A 24734-nucleotide genomic window follows, 5' to 3' on the forward strand; every position below is an offset into this window, starting at 1 on the left:
AACCAAGTGCTTCCGGTTCCGGCCGGACCGGGTCTAAACCGGCCCGGCCGCACCCTGGTGGTAAAGACCCGGTAAAACTCCGGGACCATCGGCGGGAAGCAACCTCTAGGAGGGCGCAGGAGGACCCTCAACTCCTCCGCCGGACAAGGACGACGGCGATGGAGGCAACCTCCGCAAGACCTGTCCTCCCCCCAGGCAGGTCTTACCCCGGCATGAACGAGGTAGAGATGTGCGAACTTCTTAACCGCATCTGGTCCCTCCCCCGTGGCGAATGGACTCGCGTTCTGCGCAAGGAACTCCCGTCACTGGCAGATGAGATGGTCGAGGCGCTTCGGCATGAAATTCCCGGCTTCGCCGACCTTCTCCAGGACATGGGCCGCGAAACGGTCAGGCAGGGGCTCGAAGAAGCCCTGCTGACGGCTCTCGGCTACCGGAAGCCACCGAAGGACGAAGACATCCCCCAGGAGCTGCCCACCACCGCGGCACCCCTCGACCGGTCACGCCAGGACCTGTTCAACGCACTGACCGGTGCCACCGAGGTACCGGACGCAGTCCTCCCGGAACTGGCCCGCAGGGCCGGCTGGCCACTGCCCGACACCGTCCGGGCCGTCGCCGTCAGTTCCCCCGGCGAGGCCCATCAACTGGCGGCGACCCTGGACGACTGCCTGGTCGGCATGGGCGGCGACGGACCGTGCCTGCTGATACCGAGCCCCGACCCGGACACCCGCGGCGCACTGGAGGCCGCCCTGCGCGGCCGCTCCACCGCCGTCGGACACTCCGTCCCGGTCCGTGACGCCGCATCGTCACTGCGCTGGGCACGACGCCTGCTGACCCTGACCCCCGCCCCCGGAGGACCCGACGCCCGGCCCGTCTTCGTCGACGACCACCTCTCCACCCTGCTGTTGCTCCAGGACGAACCGCTGGCCAAGGCATTGGCGGCCCGCTGGCTGCGGCCGCTGGCAGGACTGACACCACGCCAGAGCGAACGGCTGGAAGTGACCCTGCTGGCCTGGCTCGAAGGCGGCGGCGCACCGGAGGCGGCGAAAGCCCTGAGTGTGCACCCCCAAACGGTGCGATACCGCATGCGTCAACTGGAGAAGCTGTTCGGACAGGGACTGCGTGACCCACGCACCCGCTTCGAACTGGAGATGGCCCTGCGCAGCCGCCGGCTGATGGCGGAGATAGGACGGCGCGGCTCCCGGGTCACCCGAAGGGCGCGCACCGTCGCGGTGGGCTTCCGCCCACTGGTCGTCGCACGGGAAGCACGCGTCAACGGCCTCTGACCCACCCGGGCCGGCCGGCCCGCCCCGGCGGATCACGGAAAACATCCGTGATCCGCCGCAGGCGCGTCACAACCCGGCAGGGACCGCCGCGCGCATCGTCGCGTTGAGGTCGAGCAGCTCGGTGTAGGCCCGCGAACAGGAATCACAGTCCGCCAGATGCCGCGCCAGCTCACGGCTGCGGACAGCGCCGCTGCGCCGTATCGCCGCACCGATCATGGCACTGAAGTGCCGGCACCGGTCGTCGCCCACACTGTCCACATGTGCGTGCAAATAGGCCTCGCGCAGCCCCTCGCGGGCCCGGAACGCCAACGACGTGACACCACTCGGAGTGATGCCCAGCAGCGCGGCGACCTCCGGCAGGGAATCGTTCTCCACGAGCGTGTGCCACAGAACGGCCTGCCAGCGCTCGGGCAGCGTGTTGAAACTGCGGACGAGCAACTGGCGGTCCTCGCTGGCCAGCAGATGCTGCTGCGGATCGGTACCGGCCGCCGACTGCTGCCACCACGACTCGAAGTCCGCCGTCAGCAGCGCCTTGCGGTCACCCGCACCCCACTCGATGGCCGTATGACGCACGACCGTCAGCAGATACGGCCGCCAGGCCCCCAGCGGGCCGCCCCCCGAACGCACCGCCTGGAACGTACGGATGAACGCCTCCGACACCAGGTCCTCGGCGTCGTGCGAATCGCGGCAGCACCGGTGCGCGTACGCGAGCGCGGCCTCGCGGTGCCGGCGGTAGAGGATGTCACCCGCGGCCGGGTTGGCGGTGCCTGAGCCGTAGCCGTCCTTGAGCTGCCGGGTGAGCTCCTCGTCGGAGGGCACGGCGTCCTGCGCCACCGTGCGTTCCCGGTCGTTCGCGGCTTCGCGAGAGCCCAGCACTGCCACCTCGCACAATCGAGCGACTACGGAGTTGTTTCCGGATTCGGCCCCGGCTCCGTAGTCGTGTTCCGTGGGACGTGCGCCGAACCGTACGCGTTCCACAGCCGCCGCACAGGTCGGTCGGCAGGATTGTGGCACGACATGGCGGTGGCCCCGGAGTCGGCTCCGGGGCCATCGCCCGTCTCGGGGCCGGGCGGGGGCATGGGGAGCGCCCAGCCCCGAGGGTTCTAGCGGAGGAAACCGCTCCGGGCCGGCCCGGAGACGCTCCCTCCCGCTACCATCAGCACCTGCGGCCGCTGTTCACGCAGTTCACCGCCTGCCGCATCAGCCGGTCCGACATCGCCTCGACGAAGTCACCGTGGTCCGTCACCGGCTTGTGCAGCTGCTCGGGGAAACTGTCCACGGCGATCCGCGCGCCCTGCGGGACGCTGTAGGTGACCCGCTCCACCAGCTGCGGAATCGCCTTGAACCCCTTGCCGCACGCACCGTTGCGGTCCGCGAAGGCGACATGGGTCCGGTGGTTGGCACTGTCGATGTTCTTGCCGTCCCAGCAGCTCTGGAAGGTGAAGGTACGCACCACGTCACTGCCCTTCGGGCAGATCGGGTACTTGTCCTTCAGCTGGCGGTTCTCGAACCCGGTGCAGCTCCACGAAGCGTTCGCGTTGGCCGTGCCGTTCGTGAAGGCCTTGGCGTCGCCCGTGATGATCCGCAGGAAACGCGGCATCGCGGTCACCCGGCTGACGGCGCTGCCGTCGAAGCGGATCGTGGTGGTCTTCGGCTGCAGGATCGTACCGACGTTGGCGTCCTGGCCACCGCCCGGCGCGTTCACGTCCGGACCCTGGCCGGCGTTCTGCACGCGCAGCACGGGCCAGTAGTAGGCCGACTGGTCCCCGTTGCTGCACGTCGTGCCGGCCGCCGCGAGGGAGTCGTTGGTGGAGAACGCGTCCGTGGTCTTGTTGCCCACGTAGTCGTGCATGTGGTGGGCGCCGTTGCTCACACCCGGTGCCACGATGACATTGTCCGGATTGAGGTGCTTGTTCGCGTTGACGCCGCACTTCGAGGTGAAGGAACCGGTGGACGCACCGGCACGGGCACGGGGCTTCACCACGTTCGGCGGGACCTTGGTGATGTCGACGAAGTCCGCCTTCGACGGGCCCTTGCCCTGCTTCTTGCTCTGATCCTGCACAGCCTGGTTCTGAACGGCCTGACCCTGCCCGTCCTGCTGGCCCTGAACGGCAACGGCGTCATCCTGACCGCCGCCCCCGGTGTCACCGGGCTTCACATCCGTGGCCTTCATCTCACAGGCACTCAACTCGTCCAGCCCGGCGGGCGGCTGGGCCACCTGGGAGATCGCGTCGTCGATCTTCGCGATCGTGCCGCTGCGCTTCTGCTGCAGCTCACTGAGCGACGTGTCCTTGTTCCACTGCCCGGCGGAGAGCTGCTTGTACGAGTCCGCGACCTGCGCGTCGAGCTGCGCCAGATTCTTGTCGACCTCCGGCTTGGCCTGGTCGGGAACGTCACGCAGCCGGTCCCCCACATCGGGACAGGCGATCGTGGCCGCCCCCACCTGCTCGGTCTTCGCCGAATCCTGCCGCGAGTTGCCGGCGGAGGCGTTGGCGGCGACGAAAGCGACCCCGCCCGCGCCCAACACCAGCGCGGTGATCACCGCGACGGTCTTGTTCGTCAGGCGGGAGCGTTTATGGTCCTTTTTGCTCATGAGATCACTTCACTTCACTTCGTTGTTCCGGAGTCGAAGCGGAAGCCGTGACGGTGACCACTGGCTTCCCGGAGGGCGAGGCCCCGTCAGCGAGCGCGCCGAAATCGACGAGCCCGGTTTCCTCGAGAACCGAGATGTGGTCCAGGACCACGGTGTTGGCTCTGGTGGCCAGGGACCGGACCATGGAGTTACGGGTCTGCCCCCGAACCTGCGCCACGAGCGCGAACACCTTCCCGTGCGCGCGGCGCAGAAGATTGGCGAACAGCCGGTCGTACTGGGCCCCCGTGGCGGCATCCATCTGGGCGAGCCAGCCCTGCTGGTCCGAGTTCGGCTGGTTGGGCAGATCGATATGGAGCGCCTGGCCCACCTGCAGCACGCGCGCGTCCAACTCGGTATGCCCGTCGATGAGATGCAGCCCCGCGGTCCTGACCGATTCCTGCGTGCCGCGCTGCTGCGCCTGGTGGCCGGCGGGGCCCTCCCACAGCCCGGCGAGCCGGACCTTCCGGACGAAGTCCCGGTCGAGCGGGGTCAGCGGTCCGTACTGCGTGTTCACGACCCCGAGGCCGTCGTCCGTGATCGGAGGAGCGGCCACCGCGGAATTCTGACCGCCGAACTTCTGCATGGGGATCAGCAGCGCCACGAGCGTCACCGCGAGGGCACCGATGACGAGGACGGTTCCCGTGGTGTACCGGAAACCGACGGACGCGCCGAGGGCGGATCGCCGGACGAATGTCCGCACAGTGCCTCCTTGCGCTTTGCCGGGAGGGGGATGTCGGCGCAGAGGATCCGCACCGACATGCGGCGGGCACCGCCTTCCCGGGTGCCACCGGACGCTAGTGCCGGATGTGGCACTCCTGTTGAGGGATCATCACCATTGGATAAACATCGGAGCCCTACCCGGAATCCCTGGTACCGTTCCGTACCCGCATATGACCGGCCCGCGGCCTCGGCGCAACCATGCCCGGAACGCCGCGGACCGGTGGGAACAGCGATCGCGAGGATCGCCCTTCCCACCGGCCGGCAGTCGTACTCGGCTTCGGCGCTCAGCTCTGTGTGTAGGTGAAGTGCGGAGTGTCGTACTGGGGACCGTTCTTCTCGTAGGTGAACCAGTAGGTGATGACGCTGCCCGCGGAAAGCTGACTGACCGTCTGCGTCCAGGTACCCCCGCTGTTCGCCATCCGGAAGTTCTGCTGACCCGCCCCGTTGACCAGATAGTGCACGTCCACGTACTGCGCGGCCGTGGTCGGCGTGAAGGAGATCCGCGCCTGAGTGGCATTGATCCGGGTGGCGCTCGCCGAGTAGTCGGGTGACGAGGTGCCGCCCGTGGTACCACCGGTCGTCGTCCCGCCGGTGGTCGTCCCACCGGTCGTCGTCCCACCATTGGTCGTGCCACCGTTCGTGGTACCACCGCCGTTGGTCTGGTAGACACCGAACCAGTCGATACTCATACCGGCGCCCGAGGTGATGTCCGCCGAGGGCGAGGTGCAGCCACAGACCTTGTTCGGGTACGAACCGCCGATCGCCACATCGAAGATGGCGAAGAACCCGTGGTCGACGGCCGCCTGCCAGGTAGCCGTCGACACCTGGTTCTGATTGACCTGATAGGTCAGACCGCCGTCCAGGTAGAACCGCAGCTGCTCGGCAGCGGTGTCGGTACGGTCCACGATCACCGAGTACGTGTGGAACCCGGTCTGGCAGCCGCCGCACGCCTGCAGCCCACTGCTGATGCCGTCCGGGTCATGGCACTCGCCGGCCCAGACACCGCAGTGGAAGGTGGTCGAGTGCTGACTCAGCGCGTTGACGTCCTCCATGATGTCCAGCTCGCCGATGTTCGGCCAGTTGGTCGCACCCACCGGGCGGGCCGCGGCGCCCATCGCCCAGAACGCCGGCCAATAGCCCAGTCCGTGTGCCGGGTTGGGCTGCTGGATGGAAGCGCTGATCTGCAGCTGACCGCCGGCCGGGGCGGCGAAGTCGGTGCGCTGGGTCTCGATCCGGCCGGAGGTCCAGTGTCCGCCGGCGTCCTTGATCGGCTTGATCACCAGATGGCCCGCACCGTCCTGGTAGACGTTTGCCGTTGAATCGGTCGCCGTCTCCAGTTCACCGGTCCCCCAGTTCGGCGCCGCACCCGGGTAGTTGTAGTTGGTACCGATGTCGTAGAGCCAGTTGGCCCTGTTGAGACCGCTGCCCGACGCGCCGCTGAAGTCATCGCTGAAGACCGTGGTCCAGCCGGCCGGAGGCGCCGGCGCCGCGGCGGCCGACCCGCCCGATAGGGACAGACCCAGGGTGCCGGCGACCAGCATGAGCAGAGCACTGAAGACAGTGAGCGGAACACGCCGCATACGGCGCGCGGCGCTCGACGCGGTTTCGGGCGGGACGTTTTTCCTCATGGGCGGTCGTGGCCTTTCTGCAGAGCTCCGAGACGTACGCGATGTACGAGAGGTGCGGATGGGTTCCGGGGAGGCGACGTCAGCTGAAGGGATCGAGGATGAGTGATGCCTGCTGCGGGCTGCCGTCGTGCACCAGCGACTCGTGGTGGCCGACGTCGTCGAAGGCGAACGCGTACGCGTTCCCGTCGGCCATCTGCGCGTGGATGAAGCGCGCGTAGTGGTTGGTCACCGCGTCCTGGTAGAAGTTCGCGGAACTCGCGTCGGGCTGACCGGTGTTGACCAGCAGTGTCGAGCGGTTGAATCCCGCGCACAGCGTGCGGGAGATCGGGCCGCGCACCAGGTCGTTGGGGGCGTCCAGGAGCTTGTAGCAGCCGAAGACGCTGTCGGCGTCGGGCTTCTGGAAGCTGGTGACGACCGCCCCTGAGGTGTTGGTGAAGTTCATGACGTTCCCCGACACCCGGCCGAAGTACTTCGTGTTCGGCTGGTCGGCGAAGGGCGTCACGGTGAGCGTCGAGGTGGAGTACTTCTGCCACACCCGGTTGATGTAGTCGTCGAGGACGCCGTTGGACAGCGCACCGGACTCGATGCCGTGCCCCGGCGCCAGCGCCCGCAGGACCGAACCGTCCGGCGCCGTCTGGATCAGCCCGCCCCAGCCACCGGACTGGCCGCGCAGCGCGTTGAGGACCGCGTTGTATCCGCCGGGCTTCAGATGGCCCGTGGTCTGGCCGGCCCCGGTGGTGGACTGCACCGCGACCGCGTAAGGCGCGGAGAACATGTCCACCTGAGTGCTGTTGATCCACAGCCCGCTGTCGTTGAGCGTGTACTCCGACCAGTTGAACAGGATGTTGCGGTTCGGGTCGCTCGGATTCTGTACCGCGGGCTGCACCAGACCGCCGGTGGTCAGTTTGAACGCCAGCTTCTGGCCGTAGGAGAAGTAGACCCGGCCGGAGAACTTCGGGATCTGGATCGTCACCGACTGCCCGGAGGCGGGGCCGGGGATCGACGCGTCAGGGGCGGGGGTCGGCGGATTGCCGCCCGCCGGCCAGGCGTGGAACCCGCCGTTGGCGTCCGCCCAGCCCTGCTGACCGCTCGACAGCTGGGTGCCCAGGTCGTAGATGTAGACGCTGCCACCGCGCCCCGAGTTGTTGGTGATCTTCAGCGGTATGGTCCCGGGCACCGGCTGCCCGCCACCGCCGCCACCCGTGGTGCCGCCGGTCGTTCCGCCGCCGCCCTGGGTGTAGGTGAACTGGGGGGTGTCGTACTGCGGTCCGCCCTTCTCGTAGGTGAACCAGTAGGTGAGGACCGAGCCCGTCGAGAGCTGGTCGACGGTGCGGGTCCAACTGCCCCCGCTGTTGGTCATCCGGAAGTTCTGCTGGCCGGCGCCGTTCACCTGGTAGTGCACATCGACGTACAGCGCGGTCGTCGTGGGGGTGAAGGTGATCCGCGCCTGAGTGGAACCGGTAGCGGTGACGCTCTGGGTGTAGTCGGACGGTCCGGCCGCCGCGTTCCCCGCGACGGCGGTGAGACCGAACAGTCCCGCGAGCACCAGGACGACGGCGGAGGCGAGTGCGGTGGCGCTGCGGCTCCAGCGCCGTCGGGGCCGATCAAGGCGCGGAAGTGGGGTTCTGCGCATCGGAAAACTGGTATCCCTTCTTCTGTTCACGAAGCGAAAGGGAAGTACTGGTCCGGGCAGGGCCTCGGCGTGAAGTCGACTTGAGCGGGTTCGCCCCAACTGGCCTTGCTGGTGGGGTAGGTGGCAACATGCGGCAGGCGCGGTTGCCAGCGATCATGTGAGTGTCTACGTCCCATGATCCTTGCTGGAAGACCGTGCCTGCTCTCGCTGAATCATCTCCCATGCCCGCCGGGCTTGACCAGCTCACCGCCTCGCCGTCTCTGGCGGCTCAGGAGTGTCCCGGCCTGCTGGTCTGTCTCGCGAGGGTGACTGATCCCCGTGATCCACGGGGCCGGTTGCATCCTCTGGTCGGCGTGCTCGCCATCTGTGCGGCCGCGGTGCTCACTGGTGCGACCTCTCTGCTGGCGATCAGCGAGTGGGCGGCCGACGCACCGCAACTGGTCCTGGCTCGGCTCGGTGCCCGTCGCGACCCTTTCACCGGCCGTCACCAGGCCCCGTGCGAGACCACGATCCGCCGGGTCCTGACCCAGGTCGACGGCGATGTGCTGGATCGGGCCGTCGGCGGTTGGCTGTCTTCCCGGCTCCCGCAGAGCGCCGGGAAGTTGCTGCGGGCGATCGCGGTGGACGGCAAGTCCCTGCGCGGAGCCGCCCGCGCGCACGGCCGGAAGATCCACCTCCTGTCCGCCGTCGACCACGCAACCTCCGTCGTCCTGGGGCAGGTTGATGTCGAGAACAAGACAAATGAGATCACATGCTTCCAGCCCCTGCTGGACGACATCGATCTGCGCGGGGCGGTCGTGACCAGCGATGCGATGCACACCCAGCGCGAGCACGCCGAGTACCTGACCGGCCGGGGAGCCCACTACATCGTGATCGTCAAGGGCAACCAGAAGAAGCTCCGCAAGCAGATGAAGTCCCTCCCCTGGAAGCAGATCCCGCTACAGAACCGCACTACCGAGAAGGGACACGGCCGAGGCGAGATCCGCCGCATCAAGGTCTGCACCGTCGCCGGCCTGCTCTTTCCCGGAGCAGCCCAGGCCATCGAGCTCAAACGTCGGCGGGTGAACCGCAAGACCGGGAAGATCAGCATCAAGACGGTGTACGCGGTTACCAGCCTGAACGCCGGACAGGCCAACCCGACCGAGCTCGCGGCCCTGATCCGCGGGCACTGGTCGGTGGAAGCTCTGCATCACGTGCGAGACACCACCTTCGCCGAGGACGCATCGCAACTACGGTCGGGCAACGCGCCCCGCGCCATGGCCACCTGGCGCAACCTCGCCATCGGAGCACTCCGCCTCATCGGCCGACAATGCATCGCCGCCGCCCTCCGGAGAAACGCCCGCGACGCCACCCGACCGCTGCACATTCTGGACATTCCATGATCGCGAACCGGTCATACCGACTTCACGCCGAAGCCCTGCTGGTCCGGGCAGGTCGCGCTTTCACCTCACAGCCGAAGGCAAGCGATCATCCCCAGGGATGCCTTCGAACCAGCGAGATGAGAGCGCTCTCACCCAACAGGATCGTGTTGGATTCTTAGCGCACGACGTGTTCGCGTCAAGAAGTTGAACAAGATCTACTTAACGACCAGGACATATACCGGTGATGAGGGGCGCCCCCTCCTCCGCCGGCGCTTTGGGCTTTTCGTCGGCGACGGGAAAACAAGCCACAGGGCTTGTTATTAATCGAACGACGGCCCTACCGACCGCGCTCCCGCCGGCCGAGCAGTTCGAGGGCCGCTTGGACGGTGCCGAGCAGCGTCTCCACGTCCGCTCCGCCGCGCGAGCGCAGGTTCACGCCGTAGGCGAGCAGCGCCAGCGTCTCGGCGGCGGCGTCCGGGGAGACGCCCGGGGCGAGCTGCCCCTGACGCCGGGCCGTCTCGAGTTCCGCGCACAGCGCGTCCCGCAGCAGCCGGTGGTGTTCGTCGAGCAGGGCGCGGACGGCGGGGTCGCTGCCCTCGGGGCCGATATGGGCGTTGACGACCATGCAGCCCCATCCGGCGTACTCACCGGAGCAGCGGGCCTCGATCAGACCGGCGAAGAAGTCCCGCACGGCGGGCAGGCCCCGCCCGTCCTCCGCCAGTTCGCGGAACGCCGGCTGCGCGCGATGCAGCAGATAGCGGCGCAGGGCGGCGAGATAGAGCTCCCGCTTGTCGCCGAAGGTGGTGTACAGACTGGACCGGCTGAGCCCCGTCGCGGTGGCGACGGCCTGGATCGACGCCTTGTCCGAGCCGTGCTGCCAGAACAGCCGCTCGACGCGCTCCAGCGCCGTGTCCGGATCGAAGTGCTTGATGTCGGGCATCACTCACCGCTCCCGAGTACTTGGAATGGTGATTCCAAGATAACCCTTGACGTGCGAACCGACCCGCCATCATCCTGGAACGAGTGTTCCAAGATGTTCGGGATGTGTTCCGCACTCCCCTGCACAGAGAGAGGACGGCGATCGTGAGCCTCCAGGATGAGCTGCGCGACCTGCGCGACCTGTACGAGAACGGACCCCGGAAACTCCCCGCCGAGCTGCTCGAGGTCATGGACCGGGGCGGGTCCGAGCTCGCCGCGTCCGGCCTGGCGGAGCGCGCCCTGGGCCCGGGTGCGCGGGCTCCTCGGTTCACCCTTCCGGCAGCCACCGGGGAGCAGATCGCGCTGGACGCGCTGCTCGCCGAAGGACCCGTGGTCCTCACCTTCTACCGCGGCGCCTGGTGCCCGTACTGCAATCTCGCCCTGCGCTCCCTGCAACTGCACCAGGACGCCGTCACCGCCCGCGGCGCCCGCCTGGTGGCCGTCTCCCCGCAGATCCCGGACGAGACCCTCTCCATCACCGAGAAGGAGCAACTCACCTTCGACGTTCTCAGCGACATCGGCTCCGACGTCGCACACCGGTTCGGCATCGCGTTCGACCTCTCCGGCGAACTGGGCGAGGTGTACGACCGGTTCGGTTTCGAGCTCCAGCGGGTCAACGGCGGCCATGCCCGCACCCTGCCGCTGCCCGCCACCTACGTCATCGACCGCTCCGGCGTCATCCGCTGGGCCTTCGTCAGGTCCGACTACACCGTGCGCGCCGAACCCGCCGACATCCTGGCCGCACTCGACACGCTGGACACGCTCGGCTGAACGCGCTCTTCCCGGGCGGTCGACTATGAGTGGCGGGGCCTGATGATCACCCATAGCTTCGAACCGGCGGGCGCACGCTCTGTACGGGCGAGGAATGCGGTGCCGCTGTCGAACGTCCCTCGGATCCGTCGCCGAGCCCGGCGCTGTTACGGGAGGACCATCCTGGAGAGCGGGTTCCGGTCATGGCTACGCGACGGTTTCATCAACTGGTGGGTACTGCTGTCGGCGTCGCCGCCGTAGGGCTGGCGGCGGCGCCGCCCGTACAGGCGGAGAGCGTACTTCTCGTCAGCAAGGGTCAGTCGATCCAAGAGGCGGTGAACCGGGCGAAACCCGGGGACACGGTCCTCGTGCTGCCGGGCACGTACCAGGAGAGCGTTCAGGTCACGATCCCGAATCTGACGATCCGCGGGTCCGGCGACCGGACGCTGATCACCCCTCCGGCCGTACCGGGCGGCAACACCTGCGCCGCGGGCGGCTACGGGATCTGCGTCACCGGAACGGCGGACCAGCCGGTCACCGGTGTGACCGTCGAGTCGCTCGCGGTCTCCGGGTTCACGAAGCACGCGATCAACGCGTCCGACACCGACGGACTGAGCGTGCGTTTCGTGCTCGCCCAGGACAACGGCCAGTACGGCATCAGCGTCGAGAAGTCGACCCGCGCCCGGCTGTCCATGAACCGGGCACGGAACAACGGGCAGGCCGGCATCTTCATGGCGAACCTGACCAGCGGCGAAGGCGGCGCCATGGACACCCAGAGCGCGATGATCAGCGGCAATGACGTCTCCGGGAACCGGATCGGCGTCGTCGCACGGCGGGTCCGCAATCTGACGGTCGAGAACAACACGATGACCGGCAACTGCGGTGGCGTCTTCGTCGTGGGGGACGAGGGGACGCCGAGGGCCGGAGCGATCGGCATCCGTCTCAACAAGGTGGTGGCGAACAACAAGTTCTGCCCGGCGAACAGCCGGCTGCCGGTCATCCAGGGCTCCGGAATCGTCCTGACCGGCGTGGAGAACACGACCGTGGAGCTGAACAGGATCATCGACAACGTCGGGACCTCACCGCTGTCCGGCGGCGTCGTGCTGTTCCCGAGCTTCGCGGGCGGTCCCAACTCCGGCAACACCGTCAAGGACAACACGGCGCTCCGCAACGGTCCGGCCGACCTGTCCGACCGGGACACCGGCCTCGGCAACACCTTCAACGGAAACCACTGTCTGGTCTCAGCTCCGGTGGGCCGCTGCTGACCGAGTGGTCCGCCGCGCCGCGTCCGACACCCTTCCGATCCCCAGGAGAGGCAGCCCCATGACGACCACCCCTTCCACCGCACCCGTCCCCGCGGCACCCGCATCCGCATCCGCCATCACCCCGCACGCCGGCATGCGCCTGCGGGAACTCGTGTTCGGCGCCGCCTGCGCCGCGGCCGTCCGCGCCGCGGCCCGGCTGCGGGTCGCGGATGCCCTGGGCGACACCCCCGCGACGGTCGAGGAACTGGCCCAGGAGGTCAACGCCGAGCCCAAGCCGCTGCGCCGGCTGCTCCGTGCGCTGTCGTGCTACGGGCTGTTCGCGGAGACGGAGGACGGCCGCTTCACGCACACCGAGATGTCGCGGCTGCTGCGCGAGGACTCCCCCGACAGCCTCCGGTACATCTCGCTGTGGTGCACGGAGCCGTGGACCTGGGACGCGTGGCCGCTGCTCGACGACGCGGTCCGGTCCGGCAAGGACGTCTTCCCCGAGCTGTACGGCAAGAACTTCTTCGACTACCTGCACACCGACGCGAGCGAGTCGGCCGTGGTGTTCGACCGGGCGATGTCGTCGTCCAGCAGGCAGTCCGCAGAGGACCTCGCCGAGTTCGTCGACCTCACCGGGGTGTCGAGCGTCGCGGACATCGGCGGCGGCCAGGGGCTGGCGCTCGCCTGTCTGCTGGAGCGGAACCCGGAGCTGAGCGGGACCCTGCTCGACCTCCCCAAGGTGATCACGAACGCGGACCCGCGGCTGCGGGACGGCGGCCCGCTGGCCGGGCGGGTCCGGCTCGTCCCGGGCGACTGCCGCAACGAGATCCCCGTCCAGGCGGACCTGTACATCATCAAGAACATCCTGGAGTGGGACGACGCCAGCACCCGCGCCACCCTGGCCAACATCGTCAAGGCCGCGCGCCCCGGCGCCCGGGTGCTGGTCGTCGAGAACCTGGTCGACGACAGCCCGTCGATGCGGTTCACCACCGCCATGGACCTGCTGCTGCTCCTGAACGTCGGGGGCGCGAAGCACTCCAAGGTCAGCATGGCCGCCCTGATGGAGGAGGCCGGGCTCGCTGTCGGCCAGATCCGCCCGGTCAACCCCTACCTGCACGCGTTCGAGGCCGTCGTCCCCGTCTAGGGGTCGTCACCGTCACCACGCACTGTGCGCCACGCCCCTCAGGGAGCGTGGCGCACAGTGCGTCGTACGGTCCGGTCAGCCGACCGGTGCGGATTCCTTGCTCGTGTCGCCGTCCCGGTCGGACTCCTCGGCGGTCATCGCGCCGACCAGCCCGGTGGTGTGCAGCGCCGCCTGGAACAGCGGGTGCGCCAGCGTCCTGCGCAGGAAGCCGAGCGTGGTGTGCACACCGGGTCCGCTCACCCGGAACTCGCTGAGCGCGCGGTCCATCCTGGCCAGTGCCTGTTCGCGGTCCGGCGCCCACACGGCCGCCTTCGCCAGCAGCGAGTCGTAGTCGGGCCCGACCGGCCAGCCCGGGTAGGCGTGCGTGTCGACCCGTACGAACGGGCCGCCGGGCGGCACGAACTCGGACAGCAGCCCGGGAGTGGGCGAGAACTCGTTGTCGGGGTTCTCGGCGTTGACGCGGCACTCGACGGCCACGCCGCGCAGGGTGATGTCGCTCTGCCGGAACGACAGCGGCAGCCCGGCGGCCACCGTGATCTGTTCGCGGACGATGTCGATTCCGGTGACCAGTTCGGTGACCGGGTGCTCCACCTGGAGACGGCAGTTGATCTCCATCAGATAGAATCGGTCGTCCGGCGTCACGACGAACTCGAACGTGCCGGCCCCGACGAAGCCCACCGCCGTGGCTCCGTGGACGGCGGCCGTCAGCATCGCCTCGCGCAGCTCCTGCGGCAGCCCGGTGGCCGGCGCCTCCTCGATGAGCTTCTGGTGCCGGCGCTGCACCGAGCAGTCGCGCTCGCCCAGGTGGACGGCGTTGCCGTGCCGGTCGCACAGCACCTGCACCTCGATGTGGCGGGCGTCGTCGACGAACCGTTCGAGGTAGAGCCGGTCGTCGCCGAACACCGCCCGGGCGTGGGCGCGGGTCTCGTTGTAGGCGAGGCGGAGGTCGTCGGCGGACCGGACCACGGCCATGCCGCGGCCGCCACCGCCCGCGACGGCCTTGAGGATCACCGGGTAGCCGACCTGCCGGGCGAGCTCCTTCGCCTCGGCCGGCGAGGTCAGCGCGTCCATGCTGCCGGGCAGTACCGGCAGCCCGGCCTGCGCCATCAGGGAGCGGGCCGCCGCCTTGTCGCCGAGCTGCTGCATGACCTGCGGGGGCGGCCCGATGAAGACGATGTCGTGCGCTTCGCAGATCTCGGCGAAGTCGGGGTCCTCCGAGAGGAAGCCGTACCCGGGGTGGATGGCCTGCGCGCCGGTCTGCAGCGCCGCCTCGATGACGGCGGGGACGTTGAGGTAGCTGCCCTTGGCGGGCGGCGCGCCGATGTGCACGGCCTGGTCCGCGAACCGCACGACCGCGGAGTCGCGGTCCGCGGTGGAGTACACCGCGACCGTACGGATGCCCATTTCACGGCAGGTGCGGGCCACCCGCAGGGCGATCTCCCCGCGGTTGGCGATCAGCACGGTGGAGAACACGGGCATCACCTCGACGGCCCGGAGACGGCCGCCGGCTCACGGACCGCGACCGGGTCCGCACCCGCACCCGCTTCGGCGTCCACCGGCTCCAGCGCGATCAGTTGCTGGTCGAACTCAACCGGCTGCCCGTTCGGCGCGAGCACCTCGGTCACCCGGCCCCCGACCTCCGCCGTGATGGTGCTCATCAGCTTCATGGCCTCCAGAACACCTACCGGCTGACCCGGTGCGACCACATCGCCGACGCACACGTACGGCGGCGCGTCCGGGGAGCTCGCGTGGTAGAACGTGCCGACCATGGGCGCCCGGACGTAGTCCAGCGCCTCGCCGTCCCCGGCGGGCGCGGCGTCGGATTCCGGGGCGGCGACCGGAGCGCCGGCGGCCGGCGCGGGACGGCTCAGGGCCGCCGGGTCCGGCCACTCGACCTCGACGGTGATCTGGCCGTCCTGCATCCGGATGCGGGACGGCGGATGGGCGGTGGTCCCGCTCAGCCGCACGACACTGCGGCACACGGCGTCGAGCACCGCTCCGGCCGGCATCGCGGCGTCCGGCATCACGGCGTCGCGCGTCACCGCGTCCGGTACCGGCGGTGCGCCCGGCACCTGGCCGTCCGCCGGCGGGTTTCCGTCACTGCTGTTCCGCTGCTCGTGGTCCGGCTTCACAGCGCACCTCTTTCCACGCTCAGGTTGTGTGCGGTCCCGAAGCGCTGGAATCGGCTGCTGCGGTCGCGCAGCAGCCGCTCCGGCTCCCAGGGGTCCAGTTCGTTCAGCGCCGCGGTCAGCGCGGCGCCCAGCAGGGCGGCGGACTGCGGGTGGTCGGTGTGCGCACCGCCCGGCGGTTCCGGCACGACACCGTCGACGATGCCGAGTTCGAGCAGCTGCCGGGCATCGACGCGCAGGGCCTCGGCGGCGGTCGGCGCCGCCGACGCGTCCTTCCAGAGGATGGCGGCGCAGCCCTCCGGGCTGATCACCGAGTAGATGCCGTTGGCGCTGATGAGCACCCGGTCCGCGACGGCCAGCGCCAGCGCGCCGCCACTGCCGCCCTCGCCGGTGACGACGGCCACGATCGGCACCGGCAGCCGGGCCATCAGCCGCAGGTTCGCCGCGATGGCACCGGCCTGGCCGGTGCGTTCCGCGTCGGGACCCGGGTTGGCGCCGGGGGTGTCGATCAGCGTGATGACGGGCAGTCCGAGCTTCGCGGCCATCCGCATCAGCCGGGCCGCCTTGCGGTATCCGCCCGGATTCGGCATCCCGAACTTGCGGCGCTTGCGCTCCACGAGTCCGGTGCCGCCCTTCTGATGGCCGATCAGCATGACGGGCCGGCCGTTCAGCAGCCCCGGGCCGCCGACCACCGCCGCGCAGTCCTCCGCGATCCGGTCACCGTGCAGCTCGTGGAAGCCGTCCAGCAGGTGCGCGGCGTAGTCCAGCGTCGTGGGGCGGTCCGGGTGGCGGGCGAGTTGCACCGTCGCCCATGGGTCGGCGCCGGCCAGTTCTTCCGGCCGGCGCAGGATGGCTCCGCTGTCAGTGGCCGTCGCGGCGGGAGCCGCGGTCGCCGCCGCATCCGGTTCCGGGTCCGCGGCCGGTTGCAGCGCGAGGAGCTGGCCGAGCGTCGCCCGCAGTGCGGCCCGCGGCACGACGTCGTCGACCAGTCCGTGGCTCAGCAGGAACTCCGCGGTCTGGAAGCCCTCCGGGAGCGTCTCGCCGGTGGTGTGTTCGATCACCCGCGGCCCGGCGAAGCCCAGCCGCGCACCGGGTTCGGCGATGATCACATCCGCGAGCGTCGCGAACGAGGCGGCCACGCCGCCGTAGGTCGGGTCGGTGATGAGCGAGATCACCAGGATCCCGGCCTCGTCCAGCTCGGCCAGGGCGTTGGTGGTCTTCGCCATCTGCATCAACGACAGCACGCCCTCCTGCATCCGCGCGCCGCCGGAGGCGGTGACGAGCAGCAGGGGGACGCGCATCCGCAGACTGGTGTGCGCCGCCGCCGTGATCAGCGCGCCCTCACCGCAGCCGAGGCTGCCGCCGAGAAACCCGAAGTCCATCGCGGCGACCACCACCGGCCGGCCCTCGATGGTGCCGCGGGCGCAGAGCACCGCCGTCCGCTGTCCGGTCGCCGCCCGCGCGTCCACCAGCCGGTCGACGTACGGGCGGGTGTCGGAGAAGCCCAGCGGGTCGGGTACGCACTCGACCGGGTCCAGCGGTACCGCGGTTCCGGGGTCGAGCAGGTGCTCCAGCCGTTGACGGGCGGTGAGCCGGGTATGGGAACCGCAGTCGGGGCACACCTTGAGTGCCCGGGTGAAGCGTTTGGCGTAGATGAGCGTGACGCAGCTGTCGCACCGCACCCACGCCGGGGGCTCGGCGTTGTGGGGAATCTCGACCTCGACCATGGGAGGTGGTGTCCTTCCAGCCTGCCGTGCAGGGCTCGAACGTGCGGGCATCGCAAGTTGCCTGGGGCCGGAGATCCGGCCCCAGGCTGCTCCGAACTAGTCGGCGTCGCTGCGCTCCCAGCGGTAGAACTCGCGGGCCATCGCGTCCTTGGGCTCGCGCCAGGTGGCCGGGTCGTACGCCTGGACGTGCGCGGCGAGCCGGTCGCTGACGTCCCGGAACTCCGGATGGCCCTTGAACCGGGCCACTTCGGGGCCGGGCGGCCGGTCCGCCTCGATCAGGTGCAGGTACAGGTCGCCGAACTGGAACAGACTGCGCCCGGTCACACCGATGAGGCGCGGCAGTTCCCCGCGGTCGGAGGCGGCGAAGGCCTCGGCGATGTCGGGGGCGGCGTCGGTCCGCATACGGGCGACGATGAGCGAACGGTGCATCGGGGTGGTCCCTTCGGGGTCGGAGCGGGGTCGGTCAGACGACCCGGGCGTGCTGCTCGACCTGCTCGCGGATGCGTTCCATCTGGATCAGCGAGTTGCGGTTGATGTGGTCGGTCATGCCCGCGTCGTCGACCGGCGCGGTGGGCTTCATCGCGAAGTCCTGCAGCCAGCGCATGGACGTGCCGTCCGGCACCTCCCGGTACTCCCAGCGGATGTTCATGTGCTCGAAGGGACCGGTCTCCACGCGGCGGGCCTTTACGGTGAACGTCTTCGGGTCGGCCTCCCGCTCCGAGACCCAGCTCCAGACCGTGCCGTTCTCGTCGGGGTGCATCGTCAGCCGGAAGGTGACGGTGTCGCCCTGGCGCTCGAGCACGTCGACGGACGCGTACTCGCTGAACAGCGTCGGCCAGCGTTCGAGGTCGTTGGTGAGCTCCCAGGTGAGGTCCAGGGGCGCGTTGATGACGATCTCGTTGTCGGTGTGTCCGGTCATGTCAGGCTCCGAGGGTGAGTTGGGCGTTGACGCTCTGCAGGAAGGAGTGCGGGGTCTTGCACGAGTCCGCTTCGTCGCCGATCTGCCGGCCGTAGCGGTTCTCCAGCTCGGAGACGATGCCGAGCAGGCCGAGGGAGTCGAGGTTGAACTCCTCGAACGTCGCCTCGGGCCTCTTCTCCATCTCGCCCGGGTCGACGGACAGGCCGGCGCGGCCCTTCATCAGGGACGCGAGCTCATCGAACGTGACAGGTCCGTTCATCACTGGTTTCTCCTTGGCTCGGGGGAACAGCTCCGGGGAACAGCGGTCGGGGGACGCGGGAACGGCGCCCGGTGGGCGCGCCGTTCCCGTCAGCGCCGGTCGTCGGGAACGCGGCGCAGCACCAGGGCCGAGTTGCAGCCCATCAGACCGCGGCTCAGGACGAGGGCCGTGCGCAGTTCGGTGGCGCGGGCCTCGCCGGTGACGAGGTCGAGGTCGTGGCGGACCTCGGTGATGTTGGGGGTGGGGGGCACCACGCCGTGTTCCAGGGCGAGTACCGCGGTGGCGACGTCCAGTGCCGAGGCCGCGGAGTACGCCCGGCCGAAGCCGGTCTTCGGCGCGGTGACGGGGACGTTCGCGGCGTGCGGGCCGAGGGCGTCGGCGATCGCCAGTGCCTCGGCCTGGTCGGCCGCGGGTACGCCGAGGGCGTCGGCGAAGACCACGTCGATGTCCTCGGCGGAGCAGCCCGCCTCGTCCAGCGCGCCCTGGATCGCCCGCGCCAGACCCGGCCGGGAGTGCTCCCAGCCCGCGGTGCCGGTGAACGTGGCGGCATGTCCCGCGACCACGGCCCGGACCGGGGCGCCGCGGCGGCGCGCCGCGGACTCCTCCTCGACCACGAACATCGCGCCGCCTTCGGCGGGCGAGAATCCGCAGGCGTCGTCGGTGAACGGCAGATAGGCCCGGTGCGGGTCCGTGGCGAGACTGAGCTCGGGGTAGCCGAGCTGGCAGACGACCGAGTAGGGGGCCAGCGGCGCCTCGGTGGCGCCGACGACGACCGCGTCGGTGCCCCGCCGGATCGTGCGGCAGGCGTGTCCGAACGCGTCGAGGCCACCGGCCTCGTCGTTGGCGAGCACTCCGCAGGGGCCCTGGAAGCCGCCCCGGATGGAGATCTGGCCGGTGCTCGCGGCGTAGAACCAGGCGATGGACTGGTACGGCCCGACGAAGTGCGGGCCCTGGCCCCACAACTGCTGCAGTTCGCCCTGGCCGAACTCGCCGCCGCCGGAGCCGGCCGCGGTCACCACGCCGATGGCGAAGGGCGACTGCGGGTCGTGCTCCAGCTGGGCGTCGCCGAGGGCGAGATCGGCCGCTGCCATCGCGAAGTGCGTGAAGCGATCGGTCTGGACCAGATAGCGGCCTTCGACCAGGAGGGCCGGGTCGAACCCGGCGACCTCTCCGGCGACCCGCAGCGGCAGCTCGGTGCAGCCCTCGCGGGTGACCGGGCCGAGCACGGACACGCCCTGCTGGACGGCCTTCCAGAAGGCGTCGGTCCCGACGCCGTTCGGCGCGATGACGCCGAGGCCGGTCACCACGGTCTGCCGGCCGGTGGTGCTCCGATCCGGTGACGTTCGCTTCATGACGGGCTCCTCTCCGCGTGCCCGAGCACCACGGCGGACTGGAAGCCGCCGAAGCCGCTGCCGACCGACAGCACGGACCGCAGCGGGGCGGTGCGCGCGGTCCTCGGCACGTAGTCGAGATCGCAGTCGGGGTCGGGGGTGTCGTAGTTCGCGGTCGGCGGCACCACGCCGTGGGTCAGCGCCAGGGCGCAGGCGGCGAGTTCGATCGCCCCGATGGCGCCGAGCGAGTGCCCGACCATCGACTTGATCGAGCTCATCGGTACGGTGTGCGCGTGCGCGCCCAGGGAGCGCTTCACGGCCGCCGTCTCGTGCCGGTCGTTCTGCACGGTGCCGGAGCCGTGCGCGTTCACGTAGTCGATCTCGGTCCGGTCGATACGGGCCTGGTCCAGCGCCTGGTCGATGGCGTGGGACATCTCCAGGCCCTCGGTGGTGAGACCGGTCATGTGGTACGCGTTGCCGAACGTGGCGAAGCCGCGCAGCTCGCAGTAGATCCGGGCGCCGCGCTTCTGCGCGTGCTCCCATTCCTCCAGGAGCAGCACGGCGGCGCCCTCGCCCAGGACGAACCCGTCGCGTTCGGCGTCGAAGGGACGGGAGGCGTGGGCGGGGTCGTCGTTGCGTGTGGAGGTCGCCTTGATCGCGTCGAAGCAGGCCACCGTGATCGGGGAGATCGGTGAGTCCGCGGCTCCGGCGACGATCACGTCGGCCTTGCCGTCCTGGATGGCGTGGAAGGCGTGGCCCACCGCGTCCAGCCCTGACGTGCAGCCCGTCGAGATCGTCTGGACCGGGCCCTTGGCGCCGAGGTCCTCGGCCACTTCGGAGGCGAGCGCGCTGGGCGAGAAGGCCCGGTGCAGATGCGGTCCGGCACCTTCCGGCCGTACGTCCCAGCGCCCACCCGAGTCGCTGACCTTCACGTAGTCGTGTTCGAGCCGGGTGGTACCGCCGACGGCCGACCCGAGGGAGGCCCCGACCCGCCAGGGGTCCTGGGCCTCCATGTCGAGCCCCGAGTCCCGGACCGCTTCGCGGGCGGCGACCAGCGCGAACTGGACGTACCGGTCGGCGCGCTTCTCGAGGTCCGGGCCGAGACCGCAGGCGGCGGCATCGAAGTCGACCTCCGCGGCGATCCTGGAGCGGAAGCCCTCGGGGTCGAACAGCGTGATGCCCCGGGTCGCGGTACGCCCGGCGGTGAGCAGGTCCCAGAAGGCAGGAACCCCCACGCCGCCGGGGGCGACCACGCCCAGTCCGGTGACCGCCACCCGCCGGGTCACGTCCTCGCCCCCGCGGGGTCGGGGGGAGCCATCGTTCCGGCTTGGACGTGCTCGGTCTCCTCGGTGTCCACATGGCCCAGTTCCGGCCGGGGCGCGAGCGGCCCCAGATGGAAGACCATCCGGGCCTCTTCGGTGCCCACGTTGCGGAAGCGGTGCCGGACGTCGAGGGGAACCAGCAGCCCCTGGTCCGGGCGGAGCGAGTGGCTGACGCCGTCCAGGTCCACTTCGAGCGCGCCCGAGACGACGTAGACGAACTCCTCGGAATACGGGTGGTAGTGCTCCGCGATCTGCTCACCGGGCTGGATGATCGCCAGCCCCATGAAGCCGCTCGTGGAGCCCACGGACGTCGGGGTGAGGACGGCGCGGATGTCTCCGCCACGCCGGGTGTTGGGGCTGGTGTCGTCGAGGTGGACGATACGTGCCTGCTGAGGTGTCATGGCCGCTCCTTGGTCGGTGCCGTCCGGTTGCGGAGCCGGACGCGCTGGGGGTTTCAGGCGGCCTGCGCCCGGCGGTCGGTGATGAGGTCCATCGCCGCGACTCCGTACGAGAGTTCACCGGCGGCGGACGGGTCGTGGTGCTTGCCGAGGTCGAGCAGCCGGTTCAGCTCCTCGGGCACGACATCGGCGAGCTCGCCGGCCGGCGAGCGCCGCTGCGGGTCCGCCAGGTCGACGACACGGACGAGGACGTCGTCACGGTGGAAGACCGTGCTGCCCACGAGCCGCTGCCCGGGGTCCGCGGCGGCGGCCGCGTCCAGCTCGGCGAGCAGGCGGGCCGCCTCCTCGCCGCGGCCGGGCTTGACCGGGTAGAAGTACGCCCGGCGGGTGACGCCGTCGTCCGGGGCGGTCGCGGAGCCGGTGACGTGCTCGACGGCGGGGAGCGCCGCGCGGGCGAAGAAGGCGCGGGCGGACGACCCGTCGGTGAGGTCCCGGGCCTCCTCCAGATACGGGTTGATCGCTTCCTCGACGGCCCTGACCTCGGGCTGGGCGGCGACGTGCCGCAGCGCGTTGCCCAGGTCACCCGTCACCTCGACGGCCCGCACGACGCGGTTGCCGTGCATGAAGAGCGACGTGCGGCGCAGCTGCGTGGTGTCGTCGACGCGGGCCTGCGGCGAGCGGTAGCCGGCCAGGATCTTGGCCACGGCCGGTTCGCTGCTGGGCTTGACGGTGAAGGTGATCGCGTGGCGCACGACGCCGCCGGAGCACAGCGGCGGTGCCGGCAGCGGGTCGGTACCGGCGGCGCGCTTGGCGGCGGCCTTCCCCTTGGCGGGGCCCGGCCGGGCCGCACGCCGCTCCGGGCGGGCCGGGGGGTCCAGCGGGTCGGGGGTCTCCCGGGCGATCACGAAGCGCAGGGACGTGGTGTCCCGGACGCAGCCGTGCAGCGGTTCGACCATCTTGCGGTGGGCCGCGCTCTCCACCCAGGCCAGGAAGGGCTCGCTGCCCTCCCATTCGCTGGTGATGAGCCATTGGGACGAATTTCCGAGCGACTGGCAGAGCTGGTCGCTGACGTGGCCCGGTACTCCGGCCACCTGGTGCCTGATCTCCTCGTACGCCTCCAGGAAGCGCTCCTGTCGGCCGTCGAGGACGTCCAGCAGGAGCACGACGCGCAGTCGCGTCGTCTCCAGGGTGGGGTCCGCTATGCGCCGGTCGTCCAGAGTCGTCACCGTGATCGTTCCTCTCTGTCGGGGGACGGGCGTACCGCCCGCCACGGAATGCGGCTTCGATGACGGGTCGGGAAACTCCGACACCCCTGCCGACTGCCGCAGGCCTTGCCCTCTGCATATGCACCAGGCGTGCTCGGCTACGGCCGATGCTCACATAACGGCATGAATCGCGCACGGTACGTGAGGCGGGCGAGTGACTTCCCGGTCAACAGGCTTGCGACAGGGAAAGGAGGAACGCAGCCGAACGGCCGTCACGAATCCGTGGCGGACCCGCTCCCGCACAACCCTCTCTGGAGACCTCATGACGTCGAAGATCGACGATCGCGTGCCCGTCCTGATCGTTGGTGGCTCCCTGGTGGGGCTGTCCGCCTCGCTGTTCCTGGGCCGGCTCGGCATCGAGCACCTGCTCGTGGAACGGCACGCCCAGACCTCGCACCACCCCCGCGGCCGGGGCAACAACGTCCGCACGATGGAACTGTTCCGGACCGCGGGGGTGGAACCGCTGATCCGCGAGGCCGCCTCCGTCCTGGCGGAGAACCACGGCATCCTGCAGGCCGACACACTGACCGGCTCGGAGCAGGAGTGGCTGTTCAAGCAGATCGACCCCGGCGGGGCGCTGGCCAAGTTCAGCCCGTCGGGCTGGTGCCTGTGCAGCCAGAACGACCTGGAGCCGGTGCTGCTGCGCAGCGCCCGCGAGCTCGGCGGCGACATCCGCTTCGGCACCGAGCTGATTTCCGCCGAGCAGGACGCCGAAGGAGTGACGGCGGTGGTCCGGTCCCGTGAGACGGGTGAGGACCGGACGATCCGGGCGGACTACCTCGTCGCCGCGGACGGGCCGCGCAGCCCGGTGCGCGAGCGGCTCGGCATCGGGATGACCGGGGCCGGCGACCTGTTCCACAACGTGAGCATCACGTTCAAGGCCAAGCGGCTGGCCGACGCGGTCGGCGACCGGCGCTTCATCGTCTGCTACCTGACGAACCCCGAGAGCCCCGGCGCGCTGCTGCCCGTCGACAACGACGAGAACTGGGTGTTCCACGCACCCTGGCGCCCGGACGACGGCGAGACCCTGGAGGACTTCACCGACCAGCGGTGCGAGGCACTGATCCGCACCGCGGTCGGGGTGCCCGACCTCGAGGTGGAGGTCACCGGGAAGGCGCCGTGGCATGCCGCCGAGCGGGTGGCCGAGCGCTACGGCACCGGCCGGATCTTCCTGGCCGGGGACTCGGCGCACGAGATGTCCCCGACCGGGGCGTTCGGCTCCAACACCGGCATCCAGGACGCACACAACCTCGCCTGGAAGCTCGCCGCGGTGCTGCGCGGCTGGGCGGGCCCCGGGCTGCTGGAGACGTACGACGCCGAGCGGCGGCCGGTGGCGCTGGCCACCGGCGCCCGCGCCTCGACCCGTTCCGCGGAACACCGTCACCCGGGTTACGACGTCAGCCCCGGCGCCGGCCGGAAGCCCGGGATGCTCGCGGTGGTGCTGGGCTACCGCTACCTCGACGGCGCGGTGGTGGGCGCCCCGCAGGACCAGCCGGCCGTCCCGGAGGAGTTCCGTCCGCTGGCCCAGCCGGGCGGCCGGGCCCCGCACATGTGGCTCAGCCAGGAGGGCCGCCGGCTCTCCACCCTCGACCTGTACGAGCGGACCCCGGTGCTGCTCAGCGGTCCCGACGGCGGCGCCTGGCACCAGGCCGGTCTGAGCGTCGCCGGGCGCACCGGCATCCCGCTGGCCTGCTTCCGGGTGGGCCCGGACGAGAATCACGACCTCGTCCCCGAAGAGGGCGCCGACTGGGCGCAGTTGCACGGGGCGGAGAACGACGGGGCGGTCCTGATCCGCCCCGACGGATTCATCGCCTGGCGGTCGCGGACCGCGGACGCGAACGCGGAGCGGACGCTGACGGACGTGCTGGAGAAGGTACTGGGCGGCGTTCCCGGCAACGGGTGACGGCTGCCACCGGGAGCGGGCCGCGCCGACGCCGCGCGGCCCGCTCCGCCGTGTCACGCCGGGTGACGCCGCATTTCCCCGTGGTCCGGCCCGCGGGCCGGG

At 70.2% G+C, this 24734-nt stretch carries 21 protein-coding genes and 1 pseudogene; 6 read left to right on the forward strand and 16 right to left on the reverse strand.

What is annotated here, in order from left to right:
- Positions 1-212 precede the first annotated feature (212 nt).
- Complete coding sequence (locus tag C8250_RS07380; RefSeq protein WP_232485637.1) at positions 213-1283, forward strand: helix-turn-helix domain-containing protein; 1071 nt, start codon at positions 213-215, stop codon at positions 1281-1283.
- Positions 1284-1349: 66 nt separating this feature from the next.
- On the opposite strand, the gene C8250_RS07385 is transcribed toward C8250_RS07380, so the two are convergent.
- The 5 genes and pseudogenes from C8250_RS07385 to C8250_RS07405 all read right to left on the reverse strand — a co-directional run.
- Entirely contained in the window at positions 1350-2159 is an 810-nt protein-coding gene (locus C8250_RS07385; protein WP_244809010.1) for a sigma-70 family RNA polymerase sigma factor, read from the reverse strand.
- A 280-nt stretch (positions 2160-2439) separates the two neighbouring features.
- The gene (locus tag C8250_RS07390; protein ID WP_138356969.1) at positions 2440-3876 is read right to left on the reverse strand and encodes a DUF1996 domain-containing protein; all 1437 of its coding nucleotides are present in this window, start codon (positions 3874-3876) and stop codon (positions 2440-2442) included.
- Positions 3877-3880: 4 nt separating this feature from the next.
- Positions 3881-4615 carry a DUF4142 domain-containing protein gene (locus tag C8250_RS07395; RefSeq protein ID WP_138356968.1) on the reverse strand — a complete coding sequence of 245 codons (735 nt, stop codon included), beginning with the start codon at positions 4613-4615 and terminating at the stop codon, positions 3881-3883.
- Between the two features lie 304 nt (positions 4616-4919).
- The gene (locus C8250_RS07400) at positions 4920-6263 is read right to left on the reverse strand and encodes a glycoside hydrolase family 16 protein (RefSeq protein ID WP_187144767.1); all 1344 of its coding nucleotides are present in this window, start codon (positions 6261-6263) and stop codon (positions 4920-4922) included.
- A 79-nt stretch (positions 6264-6342) separates the two neighbouring features.
- Positions 6343-7440 (reverse strand): annotated as a pseudogene (locus C8250_RS07405) (glycoside hydrolase family 64 protein); the annotation flags it as partial.
- 677 nt (positions 7441-8117) lie between these two features.
- Here C8250_RS07405 and C8250_RS07410 point away from each other — a divergent pair.
- Positions 8118-9278, forward strand: coding sequence for an ISAs1 family transposase (locus tag C8250_RS07410; protein ID WP_203673445.1), 1161 nt, complete (start codon positions 8118-8120; stop codon positions 9276-9278).
- Between the two features lie 316 nt (positions 9279-9594).
- On the opposite strand, the gene C8250_RS07415 is transcribed toward C8250_RS07410, so the two are convergent.
- Entirely contained in the window at positions 9595-10197 is a 603-nt protein-coding gene (locus C8250_RS07415) for a TetR/AcrR family transcriptional regulator (RefSeq protein ID WP_138356908.1), read from the reverse strand.
- Between the two features lie 143 nt (positions 10198-10340).
- Here C8250_RS07415 and C8250_RS07420 point away from each other — a divergent pair, with 143 nt between their 5' ends.
- The 3 genes from C8250_RS07420 to C8250_RS07430 all read left to right on the forward strand — a co-directional run bounded on the left by C8250_RS07420 (position 10341) and on the right by C8250_RS07430 (position 13379).
- Positions 10341-11006 carry a peroxiredoxin-like family protein gene (locus C8250_RS07420; protein ID WP_244809012.1) on the forward strand — a complete coding sequence of 222 codons (666 nt, stop codon included), beginning with the start codon at positions 10341-10343 and terminating at the stop codon, positions 11004-11006.
- A 209-nt stretch (positions 11007-11215) separates the two neighbouring features.
- Positions 11216-12250 carry a right-handed parallel beta-helix repeat-containing protein gene (locus C8250_RS07425; protein WP_244809013.1) on the forward strand — a complete coding sequence of 345 codons (1035 nt, stop codon included), beginning with the start codon at positions 11216-11218 and terminating at the stop codon, positions 12248-12250.
- A gap of 133 nt (positions 12251-12383) precedes the next feature.
- Entirely contained in the window at positions 12384-13379 is a 996-nt protein-coding gene (locus C8250_RS07430) for a methyltransferase (RefSeq protein ID WP_232485651.1), read from the forward strand.
- 75 nt (positions 13380-13454) lie between these two features.
- On the opposite strand, the gene C8250_RS07435 is transcribed toward C8250_RS07430, so the two are convergent.
- The 10 genes from C8250_RS07435 to C8250_RS07480 form a co-directional block, all read right to left on the reverse strand.
- Complete coding sequence (locus C8250_RS07435) at positions 13455-14852, reverse strand: acetyl-CoA carboxylase biotin carboxylase subunit (RefSeq protein WP_138356905.1); 1398 nt, start codon at positions 14850-14852, stop codon at positions 13455-13457.
- Between the two features lie 5 nt (positions 14853-14857).
- Positions 14858-15511: a biotin/lipoyl-containing protein gene (locus C8250_RS07440; RefSeq protein ID WP_244809014.1), complete on the reverse strand. Its 654-nt coding sequence runs from the start codon at positions 15509-15511 to the stop codon at positions 14858-14860.
- Positions 15508-17235, reverse strand: coding sequence for an acetyl-CoA carboxylase carboxyltransferase subunit alpha (locus C8250_RS07445; RefSeq protein ID WP_138356904.1), 1728 nt, complete (start codon positions 17233-17235; stop codon positions 15508-15510). The genes C8250_RS07440 and C8250_RS07445 overlap by 4 nt, the downstream gene beginning before the upstream one ends.
- 96 nt (positions 17236-17331) lie before the next feature.
- Positions 17332-17664 (reverse strand): TcmI family type II polyketide cyclase, encoded by a 333-nt coding sequence (locus C8250_RS07450; RefSeq protein WP_138356903.1) that lies wholly within the window; start codon positions 17662-17664, stop codon positions 17332-17334.
- Between the two features lie 34 nt (positions 17665-17698).
- Positions 17699-18154: an SRPBCC family protein gene (locus C8250_RS07455; RefSeq protein ID WP_138356902.1), complete on the reverse strand. Its 456-nt coding sequence runs from the start codon at positions 18152-18154 to the stop codon at positions 17699-17701.
- Position 18155: 1 nt separating this feature from the next.
- Positions 18156-18413 (reverse strand): acyl carrier protein, encoded by a 258-nt coding sequence (locus tag C8250_RS07460; protein WP_138356901.1) that lies wholly within the window; start codon positions 18411-18413, stop codon positions 18156-18158.
- 89 nt (positions 18414-18502) lie between these two features.
- Positions 18503-19765, reverse strand: a complete 1263-nt coding sequence (locus tag C8250_RS07465; protein WP_138356900.1) for a beta-ketoacyl synthase N-terminal-like domain-containing protein — start codon at positions 19763-19765, stop codon at positions 18503-18505.
- Positions 19762-21030: a beta-ketoacyl-[acyl-carrier-protein] synthase family protein gene (locus C8250_RS07470; RefSeq protein ID WP_138356899.1), complete on the reverse strand. Its 1269-nt coding sequence runs from the start codon at positions 21028-21030 to the stop codon at positions 19762-19764. Before C8250_RS07470 ends, C8250_RS07465 begins: the two co-directional genes overlap by 4 nt.
- A complete protein-coding gene (locus C8250_RS07475; protein ID WP_138356898.1) occupies positions 21027-21467 on the reverse strand; it encodes a cupin domain-containing protein in 441 nt (146 codons plus the stop codon). Before C8250_RS07475 ends, C8250_RS07470 begins: the two co-directional genes overlap by 4 nt.
- 53 nt (positions 21468-21520) lie before the next feature.
- Positions 21521-22690, reverse strand: a complete 1170-nt coding sequence (locus C8250_RS07480; RefSeq protein ID WP_138356897.1) for a SchA/CurD-like domain-containing protein — start codon at positions 22688-22690, stop codon at positions 21521-21523.
- 301 nt (positions 22691-22991) lie between these two features.
- Between C8250_RS07480 and C8250_RS07485 the strand changes: the two genes are divergently transcribed.
- Entirely contained in the window at positions 22992-24632 is a 1641-nt protein-coding gene (locus C8250_RS07485; protein WP_138356896.1) for an FAD-dependent monooxygenase, read from the forward strand.
- Positions 24633-24734 lie beyond the last annotated feature (102 nt).

The organism is Streptomyces sp. So13.3, assembly GCF_005860785.2.
Taxonomy (GTDB): Bacteria; Actinomycetota; Actinomycetes; order Streptomycetales; family Streptomycetaceae; genus Actinacidiphila; species Actinacidiphila fildesensis.

Bases quoted from the DNA above. Each gene is read 5' to 3' on its own strand.
- C8250_RS07380 (WP_232485637.1), top strand. From the start codon at position 213: ATGAACGAGGTAGAGATGTGCGAACTTCTTAACCGCATCTGGTCCCTC.
- C8250_RS07390 (WP_138356969.1), bottom strand. From the start codon at position 3,876: ATGAGCAAAAAGGACCATAAACGCTCCCGCCTGACGAACAAGACCGTC.
- C8250_RS07400 (WP_187144767.1), bottom strand. From the start codon at position 6,263: ATGAGGAAAAACGTCCCGCCCGAAACCGCGTCGAGCGCCGCGCGCCGT.
- C8250_RS07410 (WP_203673445.1), top strand. From the start codon at position 8,118: ATGCCCGCCGGGCTTGACCAGCTCACCGCCTCGCCGTCTCTGGCGGCT.
- C8250_RS07415 (WP_138356908.1), bottom strand. From the start codon at position 10,197: ATGCCCGACATCAAGCACTTCGATCCGGACACGGCGCTGGAGCGCGTC.
- C8250_RS07430 (WP_232485651.1), top strand. From the start codon at position 12,384: ATGCGCCTGCGGGAACTCGTGTTCGGCGCCGCCTGCGCCGCGGCCGTC.
- C8250_RS07445 (WP_138356904.1), bottom strand. From the start codon at position 17,235: ATGGTCGAGGTCGAGATTCCCCACAACGCCGAGCCCCCGGCGTGGGTG.
- C8250_RS07450 (WP_138356903.1), bottom strand. From the start codon at position 17,664: ATGCACCGTTCGCTCATCGTCGCCCGTATGCGGACCGACGCCGCCCCC.
- C8250_RS07455 (WP_138356902.1), bottom strand. From the start codon at position 18,154: ATGACCGGACACACCGACAACGAGATCGTCATCAACGCGCCCCTGGAC.
- C8250_RS07460 (WP_138356901.1), bottom strand. From the start codon at position 18,413: ATGAACGGACCTGTCACGTTCGATGAGCTCGCGTCCCTGATGAAGGGC.
- C8250_RS07465 (WP_138356900.1), bottom strand. From the start codon at position 19,765: ATGAAGCGAACGTCACCGGATCGGAGCACCACCGGCCGGCAGACCGTG.
- C8250_RS07475 (WP_138356898.1), bottom strand. From the start codon at position 21,467: ATGACACCTCAGCAGGCACGTATCGTCCACCTCGACGACACCAGCCCC.
- C8250_RS07485 (WP_138356896.1), top strand. From the start codon at position 22,992: ATGACGTCGAAGATCGACGATCGCGTGCCCGTCCTGATCGTTGGTGGC.